The sequence below is a fragment of the Sinorhizobium chiapasense genome (assembly GCF_045277575.1).
GTDB lineage: Bacteria > Pseudomonadota > Alphaproteobacteria > Rhizobiales > Rhizobiaceae > Ensifer > Ensifer chiapasense_A.
This window is the reverse complement of record NZ_CP144206.1, coordinates 2,522,788-2,545,321: the sequence shown is the minus strand read 5'-3', so window position 1 is coordinate 2,545,321 and position 22,534 is coordinate 2,522,788. Positions and strand designations below refer to the sequence as shown.

Annotated in this window: 20 protein-coding genes and 1 pseudogene; 9 read left to right on the top strand and 12 right to left on the bottom strand. The window is 59.4% G+C overall.

Going from position 1 to position 22,534, the window contains the following annotated elements; genetic code table 11:
- Nucleotides 1-14 precede the first annotated feature (14 nt).
- The 6 genes from QM996_RS30655 to QM996_RS30630 all read right to left on the bottom strand — a co-directional run bounded on the left by QM996_RS30655 (nt 15) and on the right by QM996_RS30630 (nt 5,998).
- Nucleotides 15-173: a hypothetical protein gene (locus tag QM996_RS30655; protein WP_500270444.1), complete on the bottom strand. Its 159-nt coding sequence runs from the start codon at nt 171-173 to the stop codon at nt 15-17.
- 28 nt (nt 174-201) lie between these two features.
- A complete protein-coding gene (locus QM996_RS30650; RefSeq protein WP_334197548.1) occupies nt 202-2,091 on the bottom strand; it encodes a bifunctional sugar phosphate isomerase/epimerase/4-hydroxyphenylpyruvate dioxygenase family protein in 1,890 nt (629 codons plus the stop codon).
- A gap of 28 nt (nt 2,092-2,119) precedes the next feature.
- A complete protein-coding gene (locus QM996_RS30645) occupies nt 2,120-2,980 on the bottom strand; it encodes a shikimate dehydrogenase (RefSeq protein WP_334197547.1) in 861 nt (286 codons plus the stop codon).
- Between the two features lie 90 nt (nt 2,981-3,070).
- A complete protein-coding gene (locus QM996_RS30640; RefSeq protein WP_334197546.1) occupies nt 3,071-4,084 on the bottom strand; it encodes a TRAP transporter substrate-binding protein in 1,014 nt (337 codons plus the stop codon).
- Nucleotides 4,085-4,143: 59 nt separating this feature from the next.
- On the bottom strand, nt 4,144-5,424 hold the full coding sequence (locus QM996_RS30635) for a TRAP transporter large permease (RefSeq protein ID WP_334197545.1): 1,281 nt from the start codon (nt 5,422-5,424) through the stop codon (nt 4,144-4,146).
- Nucleotides 5,425-5,434: 10 nt separating this feature from the next.
- The gene (locus QM996_RS30630) at nt 5,435-5,998 is read right to left on the bottom strand and encodes a TRAP transporter small permease (protein WP_334197544.1); all 564 of its coding nucleotides are present in this window, start codon (nt 5,996-5,998) and stop codon (nt 5,435-5,437) included.
- Between the two features lie 296 nt (nt 5,999-6,294).
- Here QM996_RS30630 and QM996_RS30625 point away from each other — a divergent pair, with 296 nt between their 5' ends.
- Both QM996_RS30625 and QM996_RS30620 read left to right on the top strand, forming a co-directional pair.
- On the top strand, nt 6,295-6,948 hold the full coding sequence (locus QM996_RS30625; protein WP_334197543.1) for a TetR/AcrR family transcriptional regulator: 654 nt from the start codon (nt 6,295-6,297) through the stop codon (nt 6,946-6,948).
- A 63-nt stretch (nt 6,949-7,011) separates the two neighbouring features.
- Nucleotides 7,012-7,222 (top strand): annotated as a pseudogene (locus QM996_RS30620) (DinB/UmuC family translesion DNA polymerase); the annotation flags it as partial.
- A 186-nt stretch (nt 7,223-7,408) separates the two neighbouring features.
- Here the strand turns inward: QM996_RS30620 and QM996_RS30615 are convergent.
- From QM996_RS30615 to QM996_RS30595, 5 genes are all read right to left on the bottom strand, one after another.
- Nucleotides 7,409-8,371 carry a polysaccharide lyase family 20 protein gene (locus tag QM996_RS30615; protein ID WP_500270521.1) on the bottom strand — a complete coding sequence of 321 codons (963 nt, stop codon included), beginning with the start codon at nt 8,369-8,371 and terminating at the stop codon, nt 7,409-7,411.
- Entirely contained in the window at nt 8,346-8,828 is a 483-nt protein-coding gene (locus tag QM996_RS30610; RefSeq protein ID WP_334197542.1) for a hypothetical protein, read from the bottom strand. Before QM996_RS30610 ends, QM996_RS30615 begins: the two co-directional genes overlap by 26 nt.
- Nucleotides 8,829-9,164: 336 nt before the next feature.
- Nucleotides 9,165-10,607, bottom strand: a complete 1,443-nt coding sequence (locus QM996_RS30605; protein WP_334197541.1) for a DUF1254 domain-containing protein — start codon at nt 10,605-10,607, stop codon at nt 9,165-9,167.
- Between the two features lie 89 nt (nt 10,608-10,696).
- Nucleotides 10,697-11,221 carry an OmpA family protein gene (locus tag QM996_RS30600; protein ID WP_500270520.1) on the bottom strand — a complete coding sequence of 175 codons (525 nt, stop codon included), beginning with the start codon at nt 11,219-11,221 and terminating at the stop codon, nt 10,697-10,699.
- Nucleotides 11,222-11,294: 73 nt separating this feature from the next.
- Nucleotides 11,295-11,720 (bottom strand): hypothetical protein, encoded by a 426-nt coding sequence (locus tag QM996_RS30595; protein ID WP_334197539.1) that lies wholly within the window; start codon nt 11,718-11,720, stop codon nt 11,295-11,297.
- Nucleotides 11,721-12,100: 380 nt separating this feature from the next.
- On the opposite strand from QM996_RS30595, the gene QM996_RS30590 reads away from it, so the two are divergent.
- The 6 genes from QM996_RS30590 to QM996_RS30565 all read left to right on the top strand — a co-directional run bounded on the left by QM996_RS30590 (nt 12,101) and on the right by QM996_RS30565 (nt 19,078).
- On the top strand, nt 12,101-13,300 hold the full coding sequence (locus QM996_RS30590) for an IS256 family transposase (RefSeq protein ID WP_334141816.1): 1,200 nt from the start codon (nt 12,101-12,103) through the stop codon (nt 13,298-13,300).
- Between the two features lie 516 nt (nt 13,301-13,816).
- The gene (locus tag QM996_RS30585) at nt 13,817-15,631 is read left to right on the top strand and encodes an adenylate cyclase (protein WP_334197538.1); all 1,815 of its coding nucleotides are present in this window, start codon (nt 13,817-13,819) and stop codon (nt 15,629-15,631) included.
- Nucleotides 15,632-15,778: 147 nt separating this feature from the next.
- Nucleotides 15,779-16,570 carry a DUF2092 domain-containing protein gene (locus QM996_RS30580; protein ID WP_500270443.1) on the top strand — a complete coding sequence of 264 codons (792 nt, stop codon included), beginning with the start codon at nt 15,779-15,781 and terminating at the stop codon, nt 16,568-16,570.
- The gene (locus QM996_RS30575) at nt 16,567-16,779 is read left to right on the top strand and encodes a hypothetical protein (RefSeq protein WP_334197537.1); all 213 of its coding nucleotides are present in this window, start codon (nt 16,567-16,569) and stop codon (nt 16,777-16,779) included. The genes QM996_RS30580 and QM996_RS30575 overlap by 4 nt, the downstream gene beginning before the upstream one ends.
- Nucleotides 16,780-16,872: 93 nt before the next feature.
- On the top strand, nt 16,873-18,138 hold the full coding sequence (locus QM996_RS30570; RefSeq protein ID WP_334198725.1) for an alpha/beta hydrolase: 1,266 nt from the start codon (nt 16,873-16,875) through the stop codon (nt 18,136-18,138).
- Nucleotides 18,139-18,343: 205 nt separating this feature from the next.
- On the top strand, nt 18,344-19,078 hold the full coding sequence (locus QM996_RS30565; protein ID WP_500270442.1) for a hypothetical protein: 735 nt from the start codon (nt 18,344-18,346) through the stop codon (nt 19,076-19,078).
- Here the strand turns inward: QM996_RS30565 and QM996_RS30560 are convergent.
- On the bottom strand, nt 19,030-20,229 hold the full coding sequence (locus QM996_RS30560; RefSeq protein WP_058328756.1) for an IS256 family transposase: 1,200 nt from the start codon (nt 20,227-20,229) through the stop codon (nt 19,030-19,032). The two genes, QM996_RS30565 and QM996_RS30560, sit on opposite strands and share 49 nt — an antisense overlap.
- 346 nt (nt 20,230-20,575) lie before the next feature.
- On the opposite strand from QM996_RS30560, the gene QM996_RS30555 reads away from it, so the two are divergent.
- Nucleotides 20,576-22,510 (top strand): mechanosensitive ion channel family protein, encoded by a 1,935-nt coding sequence (locus QM996_RS30555; protein ID WP_334197536.1) that lies wholly within the window; start codon nt 20,576-20,578, stop codon nt 22,508-22,510.
- Nucleotides 22,511-22,534 lie beyond the last annotated feature (24 nt).

The following is a 22,534-nucleotide window of genomic DNA, read 5'->3' as shown; positions in this document are numbered from 1 at the left end:
CGTGACCGGTAAGGTCACCGCGTGTTCAGCATGGGAGCGGCGCCGGTCTGTATGAAATCATGCGCATAGGAGCGTCGGTGGAAGGTGTAGTGCCCGCGATGCGCAGCGGCTACGGCAGCCAACCGATGCAGCTCCTGCCGGTCCTCATCGCTCAGGTCGGTCTCCTGCGCCAATCGGGTTCCCGAGCCTATCGCTTGTTAACTAGCTTTTCGGCAGCCCGTCTGGCCTCAAGTATTTTCTCAGCGCCGCGATGCGAAAGATGGCGTTGGCGGCTCCGTAGCCGCGATAGCCGCGTCTTTCGACGATTTCAAAGAAAAAACCTTCTCCAAAGGTCGGGCTGTAGAGCTGGAAATATTCGCCGCCGTCATCGCGATCATAGAGAATGTTTTCGGACTTCAGCCGATCGATAAGCTCCGGATCGAGACCGAAGCGGGCTTCGACGTCGTCGTAGTAGTTCGGCGAGATCGGCAGTGCGTTGAAGCCGTTTTTCCGCAATGCTTGCGCCGTCGCGACGATATCTTCGGTGGTGAAAGCGAGGTGCTGAACGCCGGAGCCGAAGGTTTCGGCGATGAAGCGGCCAGCCAGCGTATTGCGGTTCTCCGCGCCGTTCAGCGTCAGACGCAGCGTGCCCGCGTCGTTTTCCACGACCTGGCTGCGAACGATGCCGGCTGGATCAATGATGTCGATCATGGGTGTTTTATGCGCATCTAGTAGCGATGTGTAGAAGAGCAGCCAGGTCAACATCTCCTCGTATTTGACGGTCTGAGCGATGTGATCGATGGTGGACAATCCGGCCGAGATGACCGAGCCTTCGTCTCGCACCGGATCGAATTCGATCTCCCAGATTCTGGAGAGCTCGGATTTTTCGTCCAGGAAATAGATGAGGCCCCCGCCAACACCGTGGATCGCCGGAACCAGGAGTTCACCTGGGCCGACCGGCCGCTCGAAAGGTTCGGCGCCAAGCGCCCGCGCCCGTTCCACGGTCGCGGCCGCATCGTCCACCATGAGGCCGAAGGCATAGGCGGACGTGCCATGTACCAGATAGGACGCGCTGGCGAAGCCTTCCCGCTCGGTATTGACGACCAGATTGATTGCGCCCTGGCGGTAGACCACCACCTGCTTCGTCCGGTGCTGTGCCGCCTTCCTGAAGCCGATGGAAACGAGCAGCGCTTCGAGCTCGCCTGCTTCTTCCTCGGAGGCACTGAACTCCACGAAGGCCACACCCTTGACATCAACGCGCGGAGGCATCTTTGGAACCGGCAACCGTATATCCGTTTCGGCGCGCCTGACCTGGTCCCCGAGATAGATCAGCGAGCGATATCCGTCGACGGCAATCGCATTGGCGTTGCCGCCACGAAATTGGTCATTGAAGATTTCGAGCGACAAATAGCCGTCATAGCCGGTTGCCGCCACCGCACGGGTAAAGTCGGTCACCGGCAAGTCGCCCTCGCCGGGCATGTTGCGGAAGTGCCGGCTCCAGTAGAGCAGATCCATATCGATCAGCGGGGCATCAGCGAGCTGGACGATGAAAATCTTCTCCTTCGGAATCGAGCGGATCGAGTTGACTTCGATTTTGCGCGACAGCGTATGGAAGCTGTCGAGGATCAGGCCAATGTTTGGATGATCGGCCCGCCGTACAATCTCCCAGGCGTCACGATGATCGCTGATGTGGCGACCCCAGGCGAGCGCCTCGTAGCCGACGCGCAAATTCCGTTTCGCGGCCCGTTCGCCGAGCTCGCGAAAGTCGGCGGCCGCTCTGTCGATGCCACCGACGGCAGCCGGCGAGACATTGGAGCAGACGAGGACAAGGTCGGTACCAAGCTCCTGCATCAGGTCGAACTTGCGCTCGGCCCGGTCGAAAATCAGTGTCCGAAGCGGCTCCGGCATGCCCTCGAAATCACGGAACGGTTGGAATAGACTGATCTCGAGGCCGAAATCGCGCACCATCCGGCCAACTTCGCGTGGGCTCTCGTCAAAGGCGAGGAAATCGTTCTCGAAGATTTCGACACCGGCAAAGCCCGCTTTGGCGATGGCACGCAGCTTGTCCTTGAGATCGCCGCTGAGCGAAACCGTTGCTATCGAGGTCTTCATCGTTCGTTCCTTGCTGGGGTTTTCGGCGTCAGCCGGTCATCGCCTTGAAATGGTTGAGCATCCGCGCCGCGTCCGGCTCAAGCCCTGTAAACAGACGAAAGGCGCCGACCGCCTGGAAGACGGCCATTCCGCCGCCGTCAAGCGTGCGGCAGCCGCGTCGTCTGGCTTCCGCGAGCAGCGCGGTTTGGAGCGGGAAGTAGACGATCTCGGCGACCCAATGGCGCGGATCGAGAAGGTCGCCGTCGAGCGGCAGCCCCGGATAATTCGCCATGCCCGTCGGCGTGGCGTGGATCAGCCCCGACGCCAATCGCATAGCAGCCGGGAGGTCCGTGCCGGCTGAGATATCCGCTTCGGGGAACAGCACGGTCAGCATCTCGGCAAGCAACTGCGCCCGGTGCGGCTCGCGGTCGAAAACAGCCAGGCGCTTCAGGCCGAGCGAAAGCGCCGCGTAAGCGGTCGCGACGCCCGCGCCGCCTGCCCCGAGCTGCACGGCAAAGGATAGGTCGGCATCCGGCAGCCCGCGTCTGAAACCTTCGGCAAAACCCCACCAATCGGTGTTGTGGCCATAGCGCCGCCCTCCCTTGAGCACGACGGTATTGACGGCGCCGAGCCGCTGCGCGTCGGGTGCAAGCTCATTGAGATGAGCAATGACTGCCTGCTTGCACGGATGAGTGATGTTGAGGCCTGCAAACCCCTGCCGTTCAGCCTCGGCAAGCAGGCGCGGCAGGTCGTTTTCCGTCGCGTCGATTTCGCGAAGGTCGATCAGCTCGTACGCATAGCGAAGCCCCTGAGCTGCGCCTTCGGTCATGTGCATCGCCGGGGTCAGCGACGCTTGAATGCCCGCGCCGATCAGACCGGCCTTCAAGCGTCTTACAAGCGTTTCGGTCATGGTTTGCGTTTCCATCCTCAAAGCCCGCAGCAACGTGCAGCCAGCCTCCGGCCCGCCGTGCCTTGCGGACGGGCCGGAGTTTTCGTCCTGTTACTGGCCCCGTGCGGCGCCGATCTCCTTGAACAGCGCCTGCACCGTCTCCGTGCCAATCTCGGCGCTGAACTTCTCGATCACCGGCTTGACGGCATCCCGCAGCTTCTGCATCTCCTCGGGGCTGAGTTCGCTGATTTCCATTCCGGTCTTGCGGATTTCCTCAAGGGCTGCGGCGTCCGCTTCTCGCGACACCTTGCGCTGATAATCGCGCGCTTCGGTTGCAGCCGCCTGCAGGACGGTCTTTTCCTCGTCGTTCAGCCCATCCCAGAACTTCTTGCTGACGAGCACGATCTGCGGATTGTACTGGTGACGGGTCAACGTCATGTATTTCTGCACTTCATAGAACTTGGCGTTCAGGATGTTTGCGGCCGGGTTTTCCTGTCCATCGACCGTCCCGGTCTCAAGCGCAGTATAGAGTTCGGTATAGGGCAGCGGCACGGCGTTGGCGCCGAGCGTGTTGAAGAGTTCGATCGGGATCGGGGACTGGATCGTGCGGATCTTCAGACCCTTGATGTCCTCGAGCTTCGTCACCGGATGGCGATCATTGGTAAGATTGCGGAAGCCGAGCTCCCAGTAGCCGAGACCGACAAGGCCGGTATCGGGCAGAAGCTTGAGGAGACTGTCGCCGAAAGCACCGTCCATCACCTTGTCTGCCTCCGCACCGCTGTCGAAGAGGAAGGGAAGGTCGACGGCGCCGAACTGCTTGATGTTGTTGGCAAGAATGCCGGCGTTCAGCACCGTCATCTCTATGACGCCGCCCTGCAGCGCCGAGACGGTCTGAACGTCACCGCCGAGCGTGCCGCCCGGGAAGAGCTTTACCTCGATCTTGCCGCCGCTCTTGTCCTTCACGAGTTCGACAAACTTCTCCATACCCGTCACCTGCGGGTGACCCTTGTTGTTGGCCGAAGCGAACTTGATGGTCTGGTCGCGTATTTCCGCAAGCGTCGGCCCTGCCGTCAGCAAAACGAGCGGCAAGGCAAGCCCCAAGGCCATTTTCGTCAGTTTCAACATGTTCTCCTCCCAGATTTGGCCGGTATTTCCGCCGGTCGTGTTGAAGCGTGAAATTTCTGTCAGTGCCCGAACCAAGTAACCGGAACGGTCACCAAGGCGGGGAACAGGACGAGCAGAAACAGGACGATCAATTCGGCGACCAAGAAGGGCAACACGCCCTTCATCAGGCTTTCCATCGACAGTTTCGAGACGCCGCAGATAACGTTCAGAACCGTGCCGACCGGCGGTGTGATGAGGCCGATCGAATTGTTGATGATGAACAGGACGCCGAAATAGACCGGATCGATGCCTGCCTGCTTGATAATGGGCATCAGCACTGGCGTCATCACGAGGATAGTCGGCGTCATATCCATCGCAGTGCCGACGAGCACGATCAGGACCATGATCGCGATCAAGAGAAGGGTCTGGTTGTCCATCAGCGGTTCAATGAGCGAGGCAAGCGCGCCGGGGACGTCGGCAACGGTGATCAGCCAGGCGGAGACCGCGGCACAGGCGACCAGGAACATGACGACGGAGGTGATCTTTGCCGCCGACACGAAGACATGAAAGAGCTGCGCCGGCGGCAGTTCGCGATAGACAACCATGGCGACGAAGAGCGAGTAGACAGCAGCAACAACGCCGGCTTCGGTTGGCGTGAAGACCCCGAACTTCAGGCCAACGATGATGATGACGGGCAGCATGAGTGCCCAGATGCTGTCGACGAGCGCCTTGAACCGCACTGCCCCGCTCTGCCTTGGCGGCAACTCGAACTGCTCCTTGCAGGCAACGATCAGCCAGGTGACGCAAAGGGCCGCTGCAATCATCAGCCCCGGGAAAATACCGGCGAGAAAGAGCTTGGTAATCGAGACGCCGCCGACGACGCCATAGAGGATGAAGCCGATTGACGGCGGGATGATCGGTCCGATCACCGAGGCGGAGGCGAGCAACCCGCCGGCGCGCGCCGCGTCATGACCGCTCTTCAGCATCATCGGCAGAAGCAGCGCTCCAAGCGCAGCCGCGTCGGCGACGGCCGAGCCCGAGAGACTGGAAAGAATACAGGCGGCGAAGATCGCGACGAAACCAAGGCCGCCGCGGATATGGCCGACCATCGCCATTGCAAGCGCGACGATGCGGCGGGAAAGCCCTCCGGTGTTCATGACCTCGCCGGCGAGCAGGAAGAAGGGCACGGCCATCAGCGGAAAACTGTCGGCACCGTTCAAAACGTTCTGTGCCACGATTTGTGCGTCAAAGAGACCCAGGTAGAGCATCAGCGCGACACCGCTGATAATGAGGGCGAAGGCAATCGGCACGCCGAGCGCCATGGGTCCGAGAAGTGCGCCGAGGAAGATCGTAACGGTCATCACAAGATCCTCAGCGTTTGGCGGAAACGGGGCCGAGCACCGGCTCGGGAAGATCGTCCAGCGCCATCTCGTCCTCGCTGTCGCGCACTAGTTCGGCTGTTGTCACATCGATACGGCCTGTGGCGATGGCGAAGGCGTCGGCAAGCAGAATCAGGAAGGCAGGGACACCGAATGCGAGACCGGCGCCGTAGAAGAAGCCCATCGAGAGCCCGGTCGCCGGCGCGCCGACGTGAAGATTGATCAGCGTCTGTGCCCAGCTGCCGCTGATCATCAGCCAGGTCGCGAAAAGCATCAGCGCATAGCCCGAGAGCACAGCGAGCCTTGCCGCAAGGGGCGGCAGTCGTTTGATGACGGTATCAACGCCGAGATGTCCGTGTTCGCGCATGGCGACCACTGCGCCGAGGAACGTAACCCAGACGAAGAAGATGCGCGACAGCTCCTCCGAGACCGTGATGCCTTGGTTGAACGCATAACGCAGGACGACATTGCCGAAGACGAGCACAACCATGCCGGCGAGCAACAGGGCAATCGCCACCTTCAGCGCGAAGAAAAAGAAATCGATGATGCGGGTCATGCGCTCCTCCCAAAGCGGAGTGCCGTCCTGACGCCCGAGCGTCGCATTGGCGACGATGGGCGGCGTCAGGGGCACGGTGCGAACGCGACCTCCTCCGGCCGTCTTCGCTCATTACAAAATGTACGAACTAGTACGTATGTCAAGTGGACTCTCTTGAAAGAGCCCGACAACCTCAATATGACTTTCAAGGGAGACGAAATGAGGAGGCCTGTGTCCTGCCTGTTTCGATTTGGTTTTATTGGGAAAATTTCGGCTGGTGAAAGTTATCGGCTGATATCGGGAGTGACGACGAAAGAATGGCAGGGCGGGCTGAAGCAAGTCGGAAGAACGATCCAGAACGAACCAAGGAAGACATCCTTGTCGTCGCCACGGAGGAGTTCTCGACGCATGGCCTCGCCGGCGGGCGCGTCGATGCGATCGCAGAACGGACCCGAACCTCCAAGCGCATGATCTATTACTATTTCGGAGGCAAGGAGGGACTTTACCTCTCCGTGCTGGAGCGCGCCTATCGCAAGATTCGTACGCTTGAGGAGGATCTGAAACTCGCTAGCCTTGCGCCGGAAGAAGCGTTGCGCACGCTGATTTCCAGTACCTTCGACCACGACGAGGCCAATCCCGATTTCGTGCGATTGGTCAGCATCGAAAACATCCACCACGCAGCACATATGCTTCGTTCCGAAGCCATCCGCGATCTGAATGTCTCAGTCATCGAGACGATCGCTGGCATTCTGGAGCGCGGCGTCGCTGAAGGCGTCTTCAAGCGAAAGGCCGACCCGATCGATGTGCACATGCTGATTAGCGCCTTCTGCTTTTTCCGGGTTTCGAACCGCTACACATTCGGCACGATCTTCCGCCGCGATCTCTCTGAACCGGAGACGATTGGCAGGCATCGAACCATGATCGCCGATGCCGTTATCAGCTACCTGAAAAATGCAGACGGACCGATTTGACAACTGGTCGAGCGACGGCACTTAGGTCGGCTACGCCCGTACGATGACAATGTTCCAAAGCCTGAGGTGAAATGGGCAGATTTCACACAGATCACCCGGAGCAAGACTGTCGCGGCCCCAATCGCGAACGCTGGGGGAACTCGCCGACGTCTCGACGCTCCTGCTCTCGCCGCTTTTCCCGGTCGCGAAAGGTATTCGGCTTTTGGGCGTGTCGCTGTCATCGCTCGACAGCGCAACCATCAAAGACAAACCTCAACTCGCGCTCGCGCTTTAAGCTTGTCCAGCCGGAACCGTATGTCGCGCTTTTTGACATGTTGTGCGGCATAACCTCAATGAGGAATTTGCCAGATTGCTGCAGGCACGAACTGTGACACGTCAGAAATCTCCCACATCGAAATCTTCGCGAGAAAACACCGGCCCGGTTCTGGCACGCGATGGGGAGGTATCAAAGATCCCAGATCTACGAGCCTGCTGAGCGTAGCGCCGCAAGTCCAGCCGGTCCGAGAACATCTTCACTGCGTGTGGAGCGGCGAAAGTTGTCGAAGTAGAGCGTCCATTCGCCCTGAGATGCCGAGCGGTAGGGGCCGAACTTGAAATACTGCCTAGTGCCCAGCCCTTGTTCATCATGGCCGATATGGCCTCGGACCGTCACGACCCAACGGTCGTTGGCGAAGAGTTCGATATGTCCTGTGCCATCCGGCCCGGGTCGGGTTATCACTGCAAAGTCAATCCAGCCGCTATGCGGTGCCGGCAGCTCATTCCCCCGGGGGATGACAGTGATGCGATCCGTGTAGGCGGTGAACAGGTGACCATCTGCTGGCGTCCAGCCAGGGTCGGTGGCAACCAGTGCACGCATCTGCCGCTTTCCCGGACGCAGCCAAACCGGCGTGAGAACCGGTGCGCCGCTTGACAAAAAACGCCCAGGGATCACCGGAAAGGTGGTCTCAACGGTCGCAAAGAGCCGACCGCGAACCAGACGAAGTGCCAGGAAAGGACTATAGTCACCCCTCGCCTCCAGACCGATCTCGCGCTTCCATTGGGCGATCAGATGGCGGTGATCCTGCTGCGGGATTGGGTCGGCAAACTTCACTGAAAAGCCGTACCAGACTGCCTTGTCATAGGGTACGCGCAGAGCCGTGCGTTCCCACACCTCCGCCCGCTCGCTTCGATGGGCTTCGCCGTCGAAGAGCGGTCGGACGCTTAGCTTCAGTGCGCCGGCACTGCCAAAAGTGACGTCGCGCTGAAATTCGAGTGAGCCTGCACGTTGTTCGACATTGTCACGATAATAGAGCCCACCCATAGGCGAGAAGCGGTCGCCTTCGAAGCCGTCAATAAGCTTGGCTTCCCAGGACAGCGGCGTCGCGGCGTCGTTGCCAGCGGAATCCAATTCCTTCTCCTCAATTATCCTCGACACGCGCAACACATTTGTACTGAAGACCACTTCTTCCTGTCTCCCGACAGCCCGTCGCGAACCCGCGGTCAGCGATGTGATCGTTGCACCGGGTGAGATAGGTGCCGTTGATGGACATCAATCGGCCGGTCCCACCGCAGACGTCACAAGTGTGGTAGGAACGGCCCGCTATCTCGTGATAGATACCGCCAAGCGCAGCGGCCGCTTCTGCCGAAAGGCGAAAGTCATTCGTCGGTCTGAGGTAGCAGCGAAGACCACCCCATTTCTCCTCTATTTGCCGAACGTAGACCTTGGAAATCAGCTCGCGTTTGCTGAGGAACATTTCGATGCGCCGCAAATACTCCTCAATCAATCCGTTCCAGCCCGTGTTGGCAGTCAGGAAAAGAGACCACGCCTCCTCGCTCGTATTTGGATCAAAGAGGTGAGCATAGGTTTGACGAATGTGCACGACGAACTCCGCATGGGTCATGCAGAGACTCCTTACGCATGAATCCGAGCCGGGAAGGACGTGGCTGCCGGCGCCATTAGGCCTTCCCTTACAGCTGCCATTGATTTGGAAAAAACCGACTCTGCTTGTCCGTTTGATCGGGCAAACTCCGACGGCTTCAAACCGTCCTCTTGTCAAATCCCGCTCCGGGTCGAGCGTCATCGACGTGTTAGCCGCCACGGCGCCAGCTCGGGGAAAGGACTGAGCGAACCGCGACGGCGATCGGTGAGACCTGGCGTGCGGCGGAGCCGAATCCTCACGTGCAGGGGTGACGGCAGTGAACGAGGCGGCGCAAAGCCGCCTCGTGCCAGCGTGCAATCAGCTCACATTTCTCACTGGCGGGATCGTCCAGGAGCCGTCGATGATGGAGGGATTGCCCTCGTTCGGCCAATACAGGCGCATCATGAGGATAAACTTCCCCTTAGGGGCCGGCAGCCAGTTTGATTCCATGTCCGCTCCCGGAGATTCGTGCTGGATCAACAGGTCGATAGAGCCATCCGGGTTGGCCTTGAGCGGCTCCCTTGCACTGATCGAATAACGGTTCAGCGGGTTGTCGACAAAGAAGTATCCCGCATCATACATGGTCAGTGACCAGAAGCCCCCAACCGGCGGAGTAAGACCTTTCTTGAACGTCAACACATACTTCTCGGACCCATTGTAGGCGCGCTTGATCAGACCGCCTCCGGACTTCGTCGACGTTGGGTAGATCGCATCCTGCGGCCGGTTTGCCCCGAGACCGATCGCGGTGATCAAGGCACGCTGGACATAGTTGGTGCCGTAGATGCCGGTCTTCGTTGTGAAACCCCAGCCGTCGATGTCCTGAACGTCGCCGTCGCTGAATTTGAAATGCAGCATGATGCGGGCAAAACCGAGCTCAGGGACGCGCTTCGCAAAGGCGGGGTCGAACTTGGTCTTGTCGAAGTCCTTGCCGGGAACGATCCCCAGCTCGGCGAGCTTGGCCACCATCGGTGCGTCTGCTTCGCTCGGCGGGTTTCTTTTCAGAAGTTCGGCGAACAGGGTGAAGTATTCGACGGCGTCCATCTGGTTGACTTGCTCGCGAACAGCAGTCTTCATATCGATCGACGGATCGACCTTGCCCTTGGATGGGGTCCAGTCCTTGCCCCATGCGCTCAAGGGGCAAAGCTTCACTTCATCCTGCAGCTTGTGAACCTCCGCGTAGTCCTCTGGGGTGCCCGCGCAGTAGATGCGCCCGAGCAACCAGACGATACTTGTCGGCGACTTGTACTGGGTCATGCCCTCCGGTAGCTTGCCTTCCCACCCAGGACCGGTCACCACGAAGGTCTGCGCCCCTGTACCGGTCGTCCGCTTTCCAGGAACGTCGAACACCGTCGTCCAGCCGTCCAGCATCGGAAACAGAGCATAACGATCTTTGAGGTCGGGCAGGCTGACCACCCAGGGTTCATCACCCACATCGAAGAATGCGGTCGTATAGAGCGTATCGGCGTTGGGCGCCGTCACGTCGCGGAATTTGGCATCCGGATACTGGCGCAGTTTGATGACATGCCCCATCGGACCCCGGGTTCCTTCGACCTCGGCGACGTTGGTGATCACGCGCCGGGTGATCTCCATTGTCACCAGCGGATAGGCGTAGATGTAGGCCTCGACGGCCAAGGCGAATTCGTCTAGACCTTCCGGCAAATTTGCCACCAGTCCGTCGTTGGCGTCAGCCGAAGACCCCATGGAACTAGCGGCCATCAGCCCAAGACCGGCAACTGTTACCTCACGACGCGTGATATTCATTACTATCCCTCCAAAAACTCTTGTAACGAAATGCGACTATCCGGAAAATCTCGTCGCCAACTCCAGGATTAAGACCGGCTAGACGCGAGCTATTTGACGAGACCGAGGTTGACCAATTGGACCCGCCGGTTTTCCGCCGCTTTCGGGTTGGCTGCATCGAGCGGCCACTCCTCGCCGACGCCGATCGAGTACAAGCGGTCTGGTGCAATCGCAAACGTGGTCGAAAGCGCCTCAGTTATGGCGTTGGCGCGCCGCGCGCTGAGTTCGAGATTGTGTTGCGCGTCTCCCGTCGAACTCGTGTGACCGACGACGAGAAATTTGTAACGCCGCAGGTTGGGATGATGCAACGCGTCGGCGATCAGGCCGACCGTGCGGTAAGATTTTGGCTCGATGGCGACGGAGTCGTTTTCGAATTCGATGTCTACGATCAGTTGCGACAACGTGGAAAGTTTCTGCCAGTCCGGAAGGTTGGCGATACCTTTGCCTGCACTTGCCGATGCCTCCTCTGCGAGAAGCGCGACGTCGATTGCGGGCGCAGCACTTTCCACCCTGCCGAGCGTACGTACAAGTTGCATGTCATTGATTTCCTGCGCCACCCCCTCGCTGGCGGACATTATGAGCCCGATCGTCAGCAACGCGCTAAATTGGATCCTCTTCATCGTCTTGCCTTTCGTCCTCAAGAAGGTCTCAACGCCATCCGGCGTCGATGATGGCCTGGCCGCATTGTCCTTCGTTCACGCGCGTCGCCTTGTTCAGACAGGAAAGAACATTGCCCTCACCTTTGACGCTTTTGCAGTACTGGGCGATGTCGTGTTGGCAAATCGTCGCAAAAGACGACTGCGCCGCCTGACGTTGACGTATCGATGTGATCACGTTCGCCAGTGTCACGGTACAGGCCGGGGAGACTTTGCCCTCGTTCTGCTCGAGACAGGTCTGAATACGACCGCCGCCGAGGTTGAGCCCCTTGCAGTACTTCCTGATATCCGAACCGCAATCGTTGGCGAGCAAGCTCACCGCGTCGGCATAGCTGATGGTGTCTGCCCGACCAATGGTGGCGAGGGCAAGAACAGTGAGAACTATCGTTCCCCCGAAAACCGCGAATCTGTTCGTCATTGGCAAGTCCGATTGAAAACAGCGTTAAACTCCGCTGCCCCGGCCATCGCCGAGGTGTGAGCCAGCGTTGACATGCTCGATGCGATCGCCAAAAGGGAAGTACGTTACAGTATCCAACGCCCCTGCTACGGTCGGCATTCTCGCAGGCACGGAGACTGCACGCGATGGTGGACGCTGCTAAAATCCTTGCGTCGGGGCATGGCGGCTACCCAGGAAAGATCTCGTGTCTTGAGCCGATGACGTCGTTGCCGATCAGCGCCGTGGCGCGCGCGGCAGCCACTTTGATGACGTCCCAGGGAGTGGTGTAGCAGGAAGGCGGCCATCAGTGTTTTTCCGGTAGGGTCGGGTTGTTCAAGCTCAACCTGATGGAAAGATCACCGATGACCGACGAGATGATGAACCTGCGCTCGCTTGTTGAGAAGAGCGCGGACGCGGATTTGCTGCGGGAGATGATTGGCTTTGCCGCCGAGAAGCTGATGGAGCTGGAGGTCGGGGCGAAGACGGGCGCAGCCTATGGCGAGAAGAGCGCCTTTCGGCTTGCCCAACGTAACGGCTACCGCGAGCGCGACTGGGAAACACGGGCCGGGACCGTGGAACTGCGCATCCCGAAGCTGCGTACCGGCACCTATTTCCCGAGCTTTCTCGAGCCGCGCCGCATGGCCGAGAAGGCTCTGACGGCCGTGATACAGGAAGCCTACATCCAGGGCGTTTCGACCCGCTCCGTCGACGACCTGGTCAAGGCGATGGGCATGAGCGGCATCTCCAAGAGCCAGGTCTCGAGGTTGTGCGAGGAGATCGACGACAAGGTGAAGGCGTTCCTCAGCCGCCCCATTGAAGGCGACTGGCCATATCTGTGGATCGACGCCACCTATCTGAAGGTTCGTCGCGGTGGCCGCATCGTCTCGGTCGCCGTCATCATCGCCGTCGGCGTCAACACCGACGGACGGCGCGAGGTCTTGGGCATGGAGATTGGCACGTCCGAGGCCGAGCCGATCTGGACGGATTTTCTGCGCAAACTGACGCGAAGGGGTCTCAGAGGCGTCAAGCTCGTCGTCTCCGATGCCCATGAAGGGATCAAGGCCGCCGTCTCCAAGGTTCTATCGGCCACCTGGCAGAGGTGCAGGGTTCACTTCATGAGAAACGCGCTGGCCCATGCCGGAAAGAGCGGGCGACGAGTGGTCTCCGCCTTCATCGCCACAGCCTTCGCCCAAGATACGCCGGAGACCGCAAGCACTCAGTGGCGTAACGTCGCCGACCAGATCAGGCCGAAAGTGCCGAAGCTCGCCCAACTCATGGACACCGCTGAAGAAGACGTGCTCGCCTATATGACCTTTCCCAGGCAGCACTGGGCCAAGCTTCACAGCACCAACCCCATCGAGCGCCTCAATGGGGAGATCAAGCGGCGCACCGAGGTTGTCGGCATCTTCCCCAACGATGACGCCATCGTCCGCCTCGTCGGCGCATTGCTGCTCGAACAGAACGACGAGTGGGCCGTCCAGCGCTCCAGATACCTGACCCTTGAGACCATCGCCGCAATGAGCGATGATCCGCTCATCAGCCTGCCCGCTGCGGCAAGCTGACCCATTCCCGGCTCCGTCCGGAAAGCACGGCGATCGCCGAAGCTACACCACTCCCTGGGACGTCATCGCCACTTTCCAACAGGGGCGCTCCGCGCTGGACGAAAAGCAACCACGAAAGGCTATCGGTGCGGTTTCCGTGAGCCGCATCCGGCGACAGGCGAGGCCTCAAAGGTGCTCTCTACCGGTTGTGGCAGCACTTGCACGACCGCTCGAGCGCCCGTCATTCACCGTGTCGACCGCGAAACTCCTTCAAATATTCCCTGCGAATCCGCCTAAATGCACTCGTCTAACTTCTTCTGCGCACGACGTTGGAGAGCGGCGGCCGCGCAGAAAAGAACGTCAGGGATGCTTCGAAACCGGCACCTACCGCTGCTCGAATGATCTCTATCAGCGCAATAATAGTCGCTGTTGTGTCCGGCCTGATTCTGGACGAGACGATCTCGGCAGCGTAGGTTACATCAAGGGGCCGAGCTAAATCTGTGATTGTCGCGGCTGGGCACGTAATTGGAGCGATTGATGGACACCTTTGTGGCACACGGATCGGAGGATATGGCGGAATCGTCAGGATCTGTGCCAAGCCCGGCAGATATTCGTGACCAACTTGCGCGCATCGTTTCCAGTGCCGAGTTTCCCAAAGGAGGCCGAGGCCCGGCGTTTCTCAGTTTCGTCGTCGAGGAGGCCCTTGCGGGACGAGCCCAGCGCCTAAAGGGCTACACCATCGCGGTCGAGGTATTCAAGCGGAGCGAAGACTTCACTCAGGATGACCCGGTCGTCCGAATCGAGGCCGGGCGGCTGAGGCGTGCGCTCGAGCGCTATTATCTCGTGGCCGGACAGGACGATCCCGTCAGGATAGATATTCCCAAAGGACGCTACGCGCCTTCATTCGCCTGGAATGGTCCAATTTCTACGCCCCCCGTCCCTGCCTCTGCTGAGGAAGGGGGCAAACAGCTCGGTCAATCTTGGGCGCGTCGTGGGTGGCTGACGCTTGGCCTTGTTGGGGTCATCGGTCTTGCCGCGCTGACATACTGGGGGAGCGAGCGTGTAATTGAGGCCGCGAAACGGGGCGGAACCGCAAAGTTGCCCGACGAGCCGACACTGGTCATCGCACCTTTTGCCAATCTCGGCGACGGTCCGCAGGCTCATCTGTACGCAGCCGGGCTGACAGAGGAACTGCTCACCGCCCTGCCACGGTTCAAGGAGATCATGGTCTTCGGCCGCGAAACGTCGAAGTCTCTCTCCCCACAGGTTGAGGCTTCCGAAATTCGTGGTGGGCTCGGTGCTCGCTATCTGCTTGCAGGCGGCGTCAGGGTGTCTGGTCCCAAGGTCCGGGTGACGGCGCGTCTGTTGGACACATCCGACGGAGCAATTCTCTGGTCGCAGACCTACGATGACGACCTAACAAGCCGGGAACTTTTCGTCATCCAATCCGACGTTGCGAGCAAGGTCGCGACCGCTGTTGCCCAGCCATACGGCGTCATCGCGCAGGCTGCCACAGTAAACCCACCGCCAGACGACCTCGGTGTGTACAACTGCACGCTCCGCTTCTACGCGTACCGTTCGGAGCTGAGCCAGGAAACGCACTTGGCCGCTCGAGAGTGCCTCGAAAGCGTCGTAGCGCGTTATCCAACGTATGCGACCGCATGGGCAATGTCGTCCATCGTCTATATCGATGAGGACCGCTTCCGCTTCAACCTCAGGACTGGTCAACCGACTCCGCTCGAGCGAGCGTTGCGCTCGGCCCGCCGGGCGATCGAACTCGAACCCGGAAACACCCGAGCGCTTCAATCCCTGATGATCGCACTGTACTTCAACCAACAACTCACCGAGGCGCTTCAGGTCGGCGAGGAGGCGCTGGCATTAAACCCGAACGACACCGAACTGTTGGGCGAGTTCGGAACACGGCTCGCAATCTGCGGCCAGTGGCAACGCGGCGCAGATCTTCTTGACCGCGCACTTGCGCATAATCCCGGCGGCGCAAACTACTATTATGGAGCACGAGCGCTCGCGGCCTATATGCTGAACGATCCTGATAAAGCGGTGAGCCTCATCCGGAAGACGAACCTACAAAAGTTCCCGTTGTTTCACCTGGTCGCAGCCGCAATCTTCGCCGACGCTGGATTGCTGGATGAGGCCAGGCGCGAGGGAGAGATCTTCATGAAGATGCGCCCGGATTATATCCCGAACATCATCGAAGAACACAGGAAGCGCAACATCGAGCCGAGGGACAACCTCCGGATGATCGCGTCGCTGCGCAAAGCGGGCCTTCCCGTGCCGAGCGCCGAGGAAGTCGAAGCGAAGGTATTGGCCGCCGCCGCATTCAAAATCCCCTGAAGCTTCCGCGGCAGACAGATTCTACAGTCTGCCCGTACAGAGCCTACCAGACGTTACGGGTGTTCGTTCTCCGCGGTGTCTACAGTTTGTCGATATCAGACGCCAGCCGGCGACTGACGTTTGCCAAGCACCAAGAGGCATAGGCCGATGATCCGCTGGAATACGAATACTGCCCTTTCAACCGCCGCGTTCACTTTACTATTGGGGCTGATGCCGCAAGCAGAAACGCTGGCGTCAGAAGCCGAGGCCAAAAGCCTCCTCAAGGCGATGTCAGACTACCTCTCTTCACAAAAGGCGATATCCTTCGCCTACGATTCAAACCTGGAAGTCGTCACCAAGGATCATCAGAAATTGCTGCTCGCGAGTTCCGGCAAGATCGAGTTGGGGCGACCGGACAAACTGCGCGCCACGCGGTCTGGCGGCTTCGCCAATGTTGAATTGATTTTCGACGGCAAGACGGTGACGCTGGTCGGAAAGGATATAAACCTTTACACCCAGGTGGATCTCCCCGGCACGGTCGAGCATCTGGTCGATGCAATGCGCGACAAGCTCGGCAAGCCGGTGCCCGGTGCGGACCTGCTCCTGCCCGACACCTATGACAAGCTGATGGAGGGCGTAACCGACGTAAAGGACCTCGGCAGTGGGGTGATCGGGGGTGTCGAATGCGACCACCTCGCTTTCCGGGCGAAAGACGTCGACTGGCAGATTTGGATCGCGCAGGGAGAAAACCCCCATCCCTGCCGCTACGTGATTACCGCCAGCCGGGTCGATCAAGGTCCGCAATACAGCATCCAAATTTCGGACTGGAAGACGGGCGTCGATGTCGTGGCGGAAGACTATAGCTTCGTCAACAAGACCGACGCCAGGAAGGTCGACCTGAAGGATCTTGCCGACATTGACGAACTACCCGACCACCTGACCATGGGAGACTACAAATGATCGCGCACGGGAGACTGAAGACCGTTCTGTTTATTGCCGCGCTGTTGCTTCCCGCGATCGATGCCGTTGAGCAGGCAGCGACCCTCAGGCCCTACGGTTTTCCGAAGCCCGCTGAGGCTCGTGTCGGTCGGCCGCTGACACCTGTCAGCGTCGCGGGCGTCGCTCGACGAACCGTGCGGCGCTGCGCCGTTGGCGTCTATTACTGCTAGGGCCCGAAATTTCAGGGGAAAGTTGGAAGCGTTTTGATCAACACAAACACCAGCGATGAGCGCGTCGGTTCATTCTCAAGCCGTCTACGCCGGATGATCCTTTGCCTTACGCTCATTTCCGTTTCCGGATGCGGCGGCCATCCGAAGGGTGTGCTGACGCCCGTCGTCGAGACGTCCGCCGATGCAAGCCGCGTCGAAATGCTGATCACGACCACGCGCGACCGCTCGGAAATACCCGGAGAAATGTTCACCGGCGAGCGCGCGCGTGCGCCAACGTTTGCGGACATCACCGTATCTATCCCTCCTATCCGAAAGGTTGGCGATGTCGCGTGGCCAAAGAAGCTGCCTCCCAATCCGGTCACCGACTTCGCAACCCTGAAAGCGGACGAATTGACCAAAACTGAAGCTAAGGCCTGGCTGAACGCTTCAGTCAGGAAGAGTCCCGACCAAAGCGTGCTCGTGTTCATCCACGGGTTCAACAATCGCTTCGAAGACTCCGTCTACCGTTTTGCCCAGATCGTCCATGATTCCGGCGTCAAGAGCGCGCCCGTTCTTGTGACCTGGCCATCGCGGGGCAGCCTCTTGGCTTACGGCTATGACCGCGAAAGCACCAACTATACCCGCAACGCGCTGGAATCACTGTTCCAATATCTGGCTGCGGACGAGGAGGTGAAGGATGTTTCGATCCTGGCTCATTCGATGGGGAACTGGCTCACGTTGGAAGCGCTTCGCCAAATGGCAATCCGTAACGGACGCCTGCCGGCAAAGTTCAAAAACGTGATGCTCGCGGCCCCCGACGTCGACGTCGATGTGTTCCGCTCGCAGATCGAGGACATGGGCAATCAGCACCCGCGGTTCACCCTGTTCGTGTCGCAGGACGACCGGGCACTGGCTTTCTCGCGCAGGGTCTGGGGTGACATTCCCCGACTGGGATCGATCGATCCGGAGCAGGCCCCTTACAAGCAAGAGTTGGCGGACCACGACATCACCGTCATTGATCTGACCAAGGTGAAGGCCGGAGACAGCATGCACCATGGCAAGTTCGCAGAATCGCCGCAAGTGGTCCAATTAATCGGCGCCCGGATTTCCGAAGGCCAGACGTTGACCGACAGCAAGATGGGCCTTGGGGATCACCTCATCGCTGGAACGACGGGGGTTGCGGCGGCGGCGGGCAGCGCTGCGGGCCTGATCCTTGCCGCACCAGTTGCTGTTGTCGATCAAGCCTCTCGCGAAAACTACGCTCACCACCTCAGTGGGTTAGCGGGCCGGTCGGGCGCTGAGCACGAGATCGCGGTCAAGGACTGTACGTCAAAACAACGGGCGGAATCTAAATCAGCGTGTGGCGCGCGACAGAATTGAGGGACAACCAAGGAAAAGATGCGCCAAGGCTTCGGTGTCCCTTAATGGAGAAGCCCCTGCCACGCCGACGTAGGGGGCAAGTAGCACCCGGCGCGTAGCCTTTCGCGAAGCCCTACGCCGGCGCGCGCGGCCACGATCATACGTCTTACGGCTTCTATCCTTTTCCCTTGCCGCTGATGGATTTCTTGAAAAAACGGAGCATTTTATGAAGAGACATGTTACGGCCGCCAGCGTCGCGAGCGCGCTCTTGTGCGGGCCGCTGATGGCAGCTGACCTTAATGCTAATCGAGCATCGGACGACGTTCCTGCGATCGAGGAACGATGGACCTATTCGATCACGCCCTACTTCTGGGCGGCAGGCCTTTCTGGCGAGACCGCACAGTTTGGTCTTCCCACGGTCAACATGGACGCGAGCTTCAGTGACATTTTCGACAATCTTGATTTTGGCGGAATGCTCATGGGAGAGGCCCGGAACGGGCGATTCAGCGTTTTCGGCGACCTGATCTACACCAAGCTTTCCGCCGGCGATAACACGCCACATGGTTTGTTGGCGACGAGTGTCGACGTCGACACTCAGACATTCGCTGGCCTTTTCGGCGTGGGTTACTCGGTCCTTGAAGGACCTGAGGGCCGCCTGGATGTCGTCGGCGGCCTGCGGGTGTGGTCAGTGGAGACCGAGATTTCCTTCAACGGCGGAATTCTCGGTGGGCACAGCTATACCGACAGCGCCACATGGGTCGATGGCCTCGCTGGGGTGCGCGGCACCTATAATCTCACACCAAACTTCTACGCGATTGGATGGGGTCTTGTCGGTGGTGGCGGATCGTGTCCACGTAGGTGGTGTAGCTGGCGGCTGATTGCCGTGCTTTCCGCCCCAGGTCGGAGCGATTATCAGCGGGCCACAGCGGGCAAGCTGATTTGGGGATCATCGCTCATTTGAGCCATGGTCTCAAGGGTCAGGTATCTGCCTCGCTGGACGGTCCACTCATCGTTCGCCTCCATGAGCAATGCGCCGACGAGACGGACTATGGCTTCATCGTTGGGAAAGATGCCGACGACCTCGGTGCGGCGTTTGATTTCGCCGTTGAGACGCTCAATCGGATTCGTCGAGTGCAACTTCGCCCGGTGCTCTTTCGGAAAGGTCATGTAGGCGAGCACATCGTCTTCAGCGTCATCCATGATCATGGCGAGCTTCGGCACTTTTGGTCTGATCTGGTCGGCGACGCTGCGCCATTGAGCGCTGGCCGCCTCCGGCGTCTCCTGGGCAAAGGCTGTAGCGATGAAGGCGGAAACAACTCGCCTCCCGCTCTTTCCGGCATGTGCCAGCGCATTCCTCATGAAGTGAACGCGGCACCGCTGCCATGTGGCGTTGAGAACCTTGGAAACGGCAGCTTTGATGCCCTCATGCGCATCGGAGACAACCAGCTTCACCCCGCGTAGACCTCGCCGTGTCAGCCGACGCAAAAACTCCGTCCAGATTGGCTCAGCTTCCGATGTGCCGACTTCCATACCCAGGACTTCGCGCCGACCGTCGCTGTTGACCCCGACCGCAATGATGACGGCGACCGAGACGATCCGGCCGCCACGCCGGACCTTGAGGTAGGTCGCATCGACCCAAACATAGGGCCATTCGCCTTCAATGGGGCGGTCAAGGAACGCCTTCACCTTGACGTCGATCTCCTCGCACAGCCGCGACACCTGGCTTTTGGAGATGCCGCTCATCCCCATCGCTTTGACCAGATCATCGACCGACCGCGTCGATATTCCTTGGATATACGCCTCCTGGATAACAGCCGTCAGAGCCTTCTCTGCCATGCGGCGCGGTTCGAGGAAGGTCGGAAAGTAGCTGCCCTTGCGCAGCTTCGGAATGCGAAGCTCGACCGTGCCAGCTCGCGTCTCCCAATCGCGGTCACGGTAGCCGTTGCGCTGTGCAAGCCGCATCGGGTTCTTCTCCCCGAACCCTGCACCCGTAACTGAGCCGACCTCCAGCTCCATCAGCCGTTCAGCGGCAAAGCCGATCATCTCGCGCAACAAATCGGCATCAGCGCTCTTCTCAACGAGCGAGCGCACGTTCATCATGTCAGTGGTCATCAGTGATCTTTCCGTCAGGTTGTGTCTTGAACAACCCGACCCTAGCGGAAAACACTGATGGCCGCCCGCACAGCCCCTCACTCGCTACAGCGCCATTTGGGGGCGCGCTCGCGAGCGGCTGTGCTACCGCCGAACTACACCACTCGGTGGGACACGATCTGGTGGCGGTGCCAACATCGACTGGGATGTGATGGCAGGGGTTGGATACAACGTCAACGAGACGATTTCGGCCACAATTGGTTACAGGGCGCTCGGCGTTGATTACCGTGACAACGGCTTCATTTTCGATGTCGTGCAACAGGGTCCGATCGTCGGTTTCACGATTCGCTTTTGAAGACATTTGCGAGTGTTGGAGTACCGCGCCAAAGGCATCAGAGCCGAACAAGATAAGACTTTTCGGAAGGGACGTATTTCCGTGCAAACGAAGATCCGCTCTTGGACGGCGGTCGAACAACGCGCTGTGTTATTACGCGCAGCAACTCTGATCGGCCTGCTCCTTTTTGCAATCCCGCAGCCCGTCTTGGCGGACACCAATCACACCGCCGGGTTAACACCCAACGTCGAAGAGTTTCTGGACCTACTCGGGAAAAGTGATGTTCAGGATTGGCTCCGCGCCCGACAACAAGCCAGTGGCGCCTCCGAAAGCCACAAGGACCTGTTATCCGACGGTTCCTTCGGAAAAGCCTTTTCGGAACGTCTAAAGGCGATACGAGTGCATCTCAACGAGCTTTGGCAAGTTGTGCCACGCATGAATACCGAGGTGGAAAAGGCAACACAGCGACTGCGGTTGGCGAGCGACGGCGCCGGCTTTATCACAATTTTTTCCACGGCGGGCGTGCTGGTGGGTTTGGGACTTGCAGCCTTGTCTCTCGTCAAGAGTCGCCTCAGCACCGACTATCCGGCCGATGTAGCGGAAGGCGAAGCGCTTGGGTCTCATCGCCGCTGCCTGATGGGACGCTCCCTCGTGCAAGAAATGGCCGGGTTCATCGCATTCTGCATCGCTTGTTTCAGTCCCCTCCTCTTCTATGAGCGGACTCCACTGGCTGATCCGATCCTTTTGACCCTTTTGGCAACGGTCACGGCATGGATGCTCCTGCGTGGCGTTTTACAAGTGCTTTTCTCGGTGAGAGAGGAGCAACGAGAACGCCCATTGACACTCGCCGCCCATGATAGGGCTTCGCGCAATTGCGATCTGTTCTGGCCGCTCACAGCGGCTGGGTGGTTCTTATTTGGAACTGCAATCGCTGAAACATCACGGCTGAGTGGCATGGACCCCCTGGCTACGGAGCTAATCTCTTACGTCATGGGGCTCGGTTTAGTGGCGATCGGCATCACCGTTATCTGGCAAACGCCATCGCTCGAAGCCTCACGCGCTCCTAAGTCGATAAAGAACAGCACCTTAGGCCGATGGGCCGCAACATTCCTTGTCGTCGGCCTGTGGTTGATATGGGTTAGCGGTGCGGCGCATCTCTTCTGGTCACTTGCAATTGGTTTATCGACCCCGATTGCGCTTCGCTTCGTCCGTACCCTGACGGGATATCTTTTTGCGAATGAGCGAGGCCAGGCAGACGATCAAATTTCATCCACTTCCATGGTGATGATTGACACGCTGGCACGGGCATTCCTGATCGGCCTCGCGTTGTGGATCCTTGCGAGGGTGTGGGGGATCGGCTTCCCGCATTTGGCGACAAGCGATGATGCGATCCTAAAGTTGACGCGCGCATGTGTGATTGTTCTCGCCATCCTTCTTGCTTTTGACGCGTTGTGGCGATTCACACGCCTTGCAATAGACGCAAAGATTGCGCGGGTTGATAGGGCCGGTTCCAGCGCCGCCGAGGTGAGTGCGAAGCAAACGAGGTTGCGAACGCTGCTACCGGTCGCGCGCAATTTCGCAATGGTGATATGCGCGACCCTTGCTGTGTTGATGACCCTGTCTACGCTCGGAATCGAAATCGGACCACTGATTGCGAGCGCCGGGGTTGTCGGTTTGGCAGTTGGCTTCGGAGCGCAGACCCTGGTGAAGGATATCATCAGCGGGGTCTTCTATCTCCTGGACGACGCTTTTCGTGTGGGCGAATTCATCCAGTCGGGCAATTACAGCGGGACTGTAGAGTCGTTCAGCCTGCGTTCCGTTCGTCTGCGGCATCAGAACGGCGCTGTGTTCACAATTCCTTTTAGTGCATTGGGCGCGGTGCAGAACGGCAGTCGCGACTATGCGATCGACAAACTTCTCGTGACGGTTACCGATCGTGTCCCACCGAGTGGTGTAGTTCGGCGGTAGCACAGCCGCTCGCGAGCGCGCCCC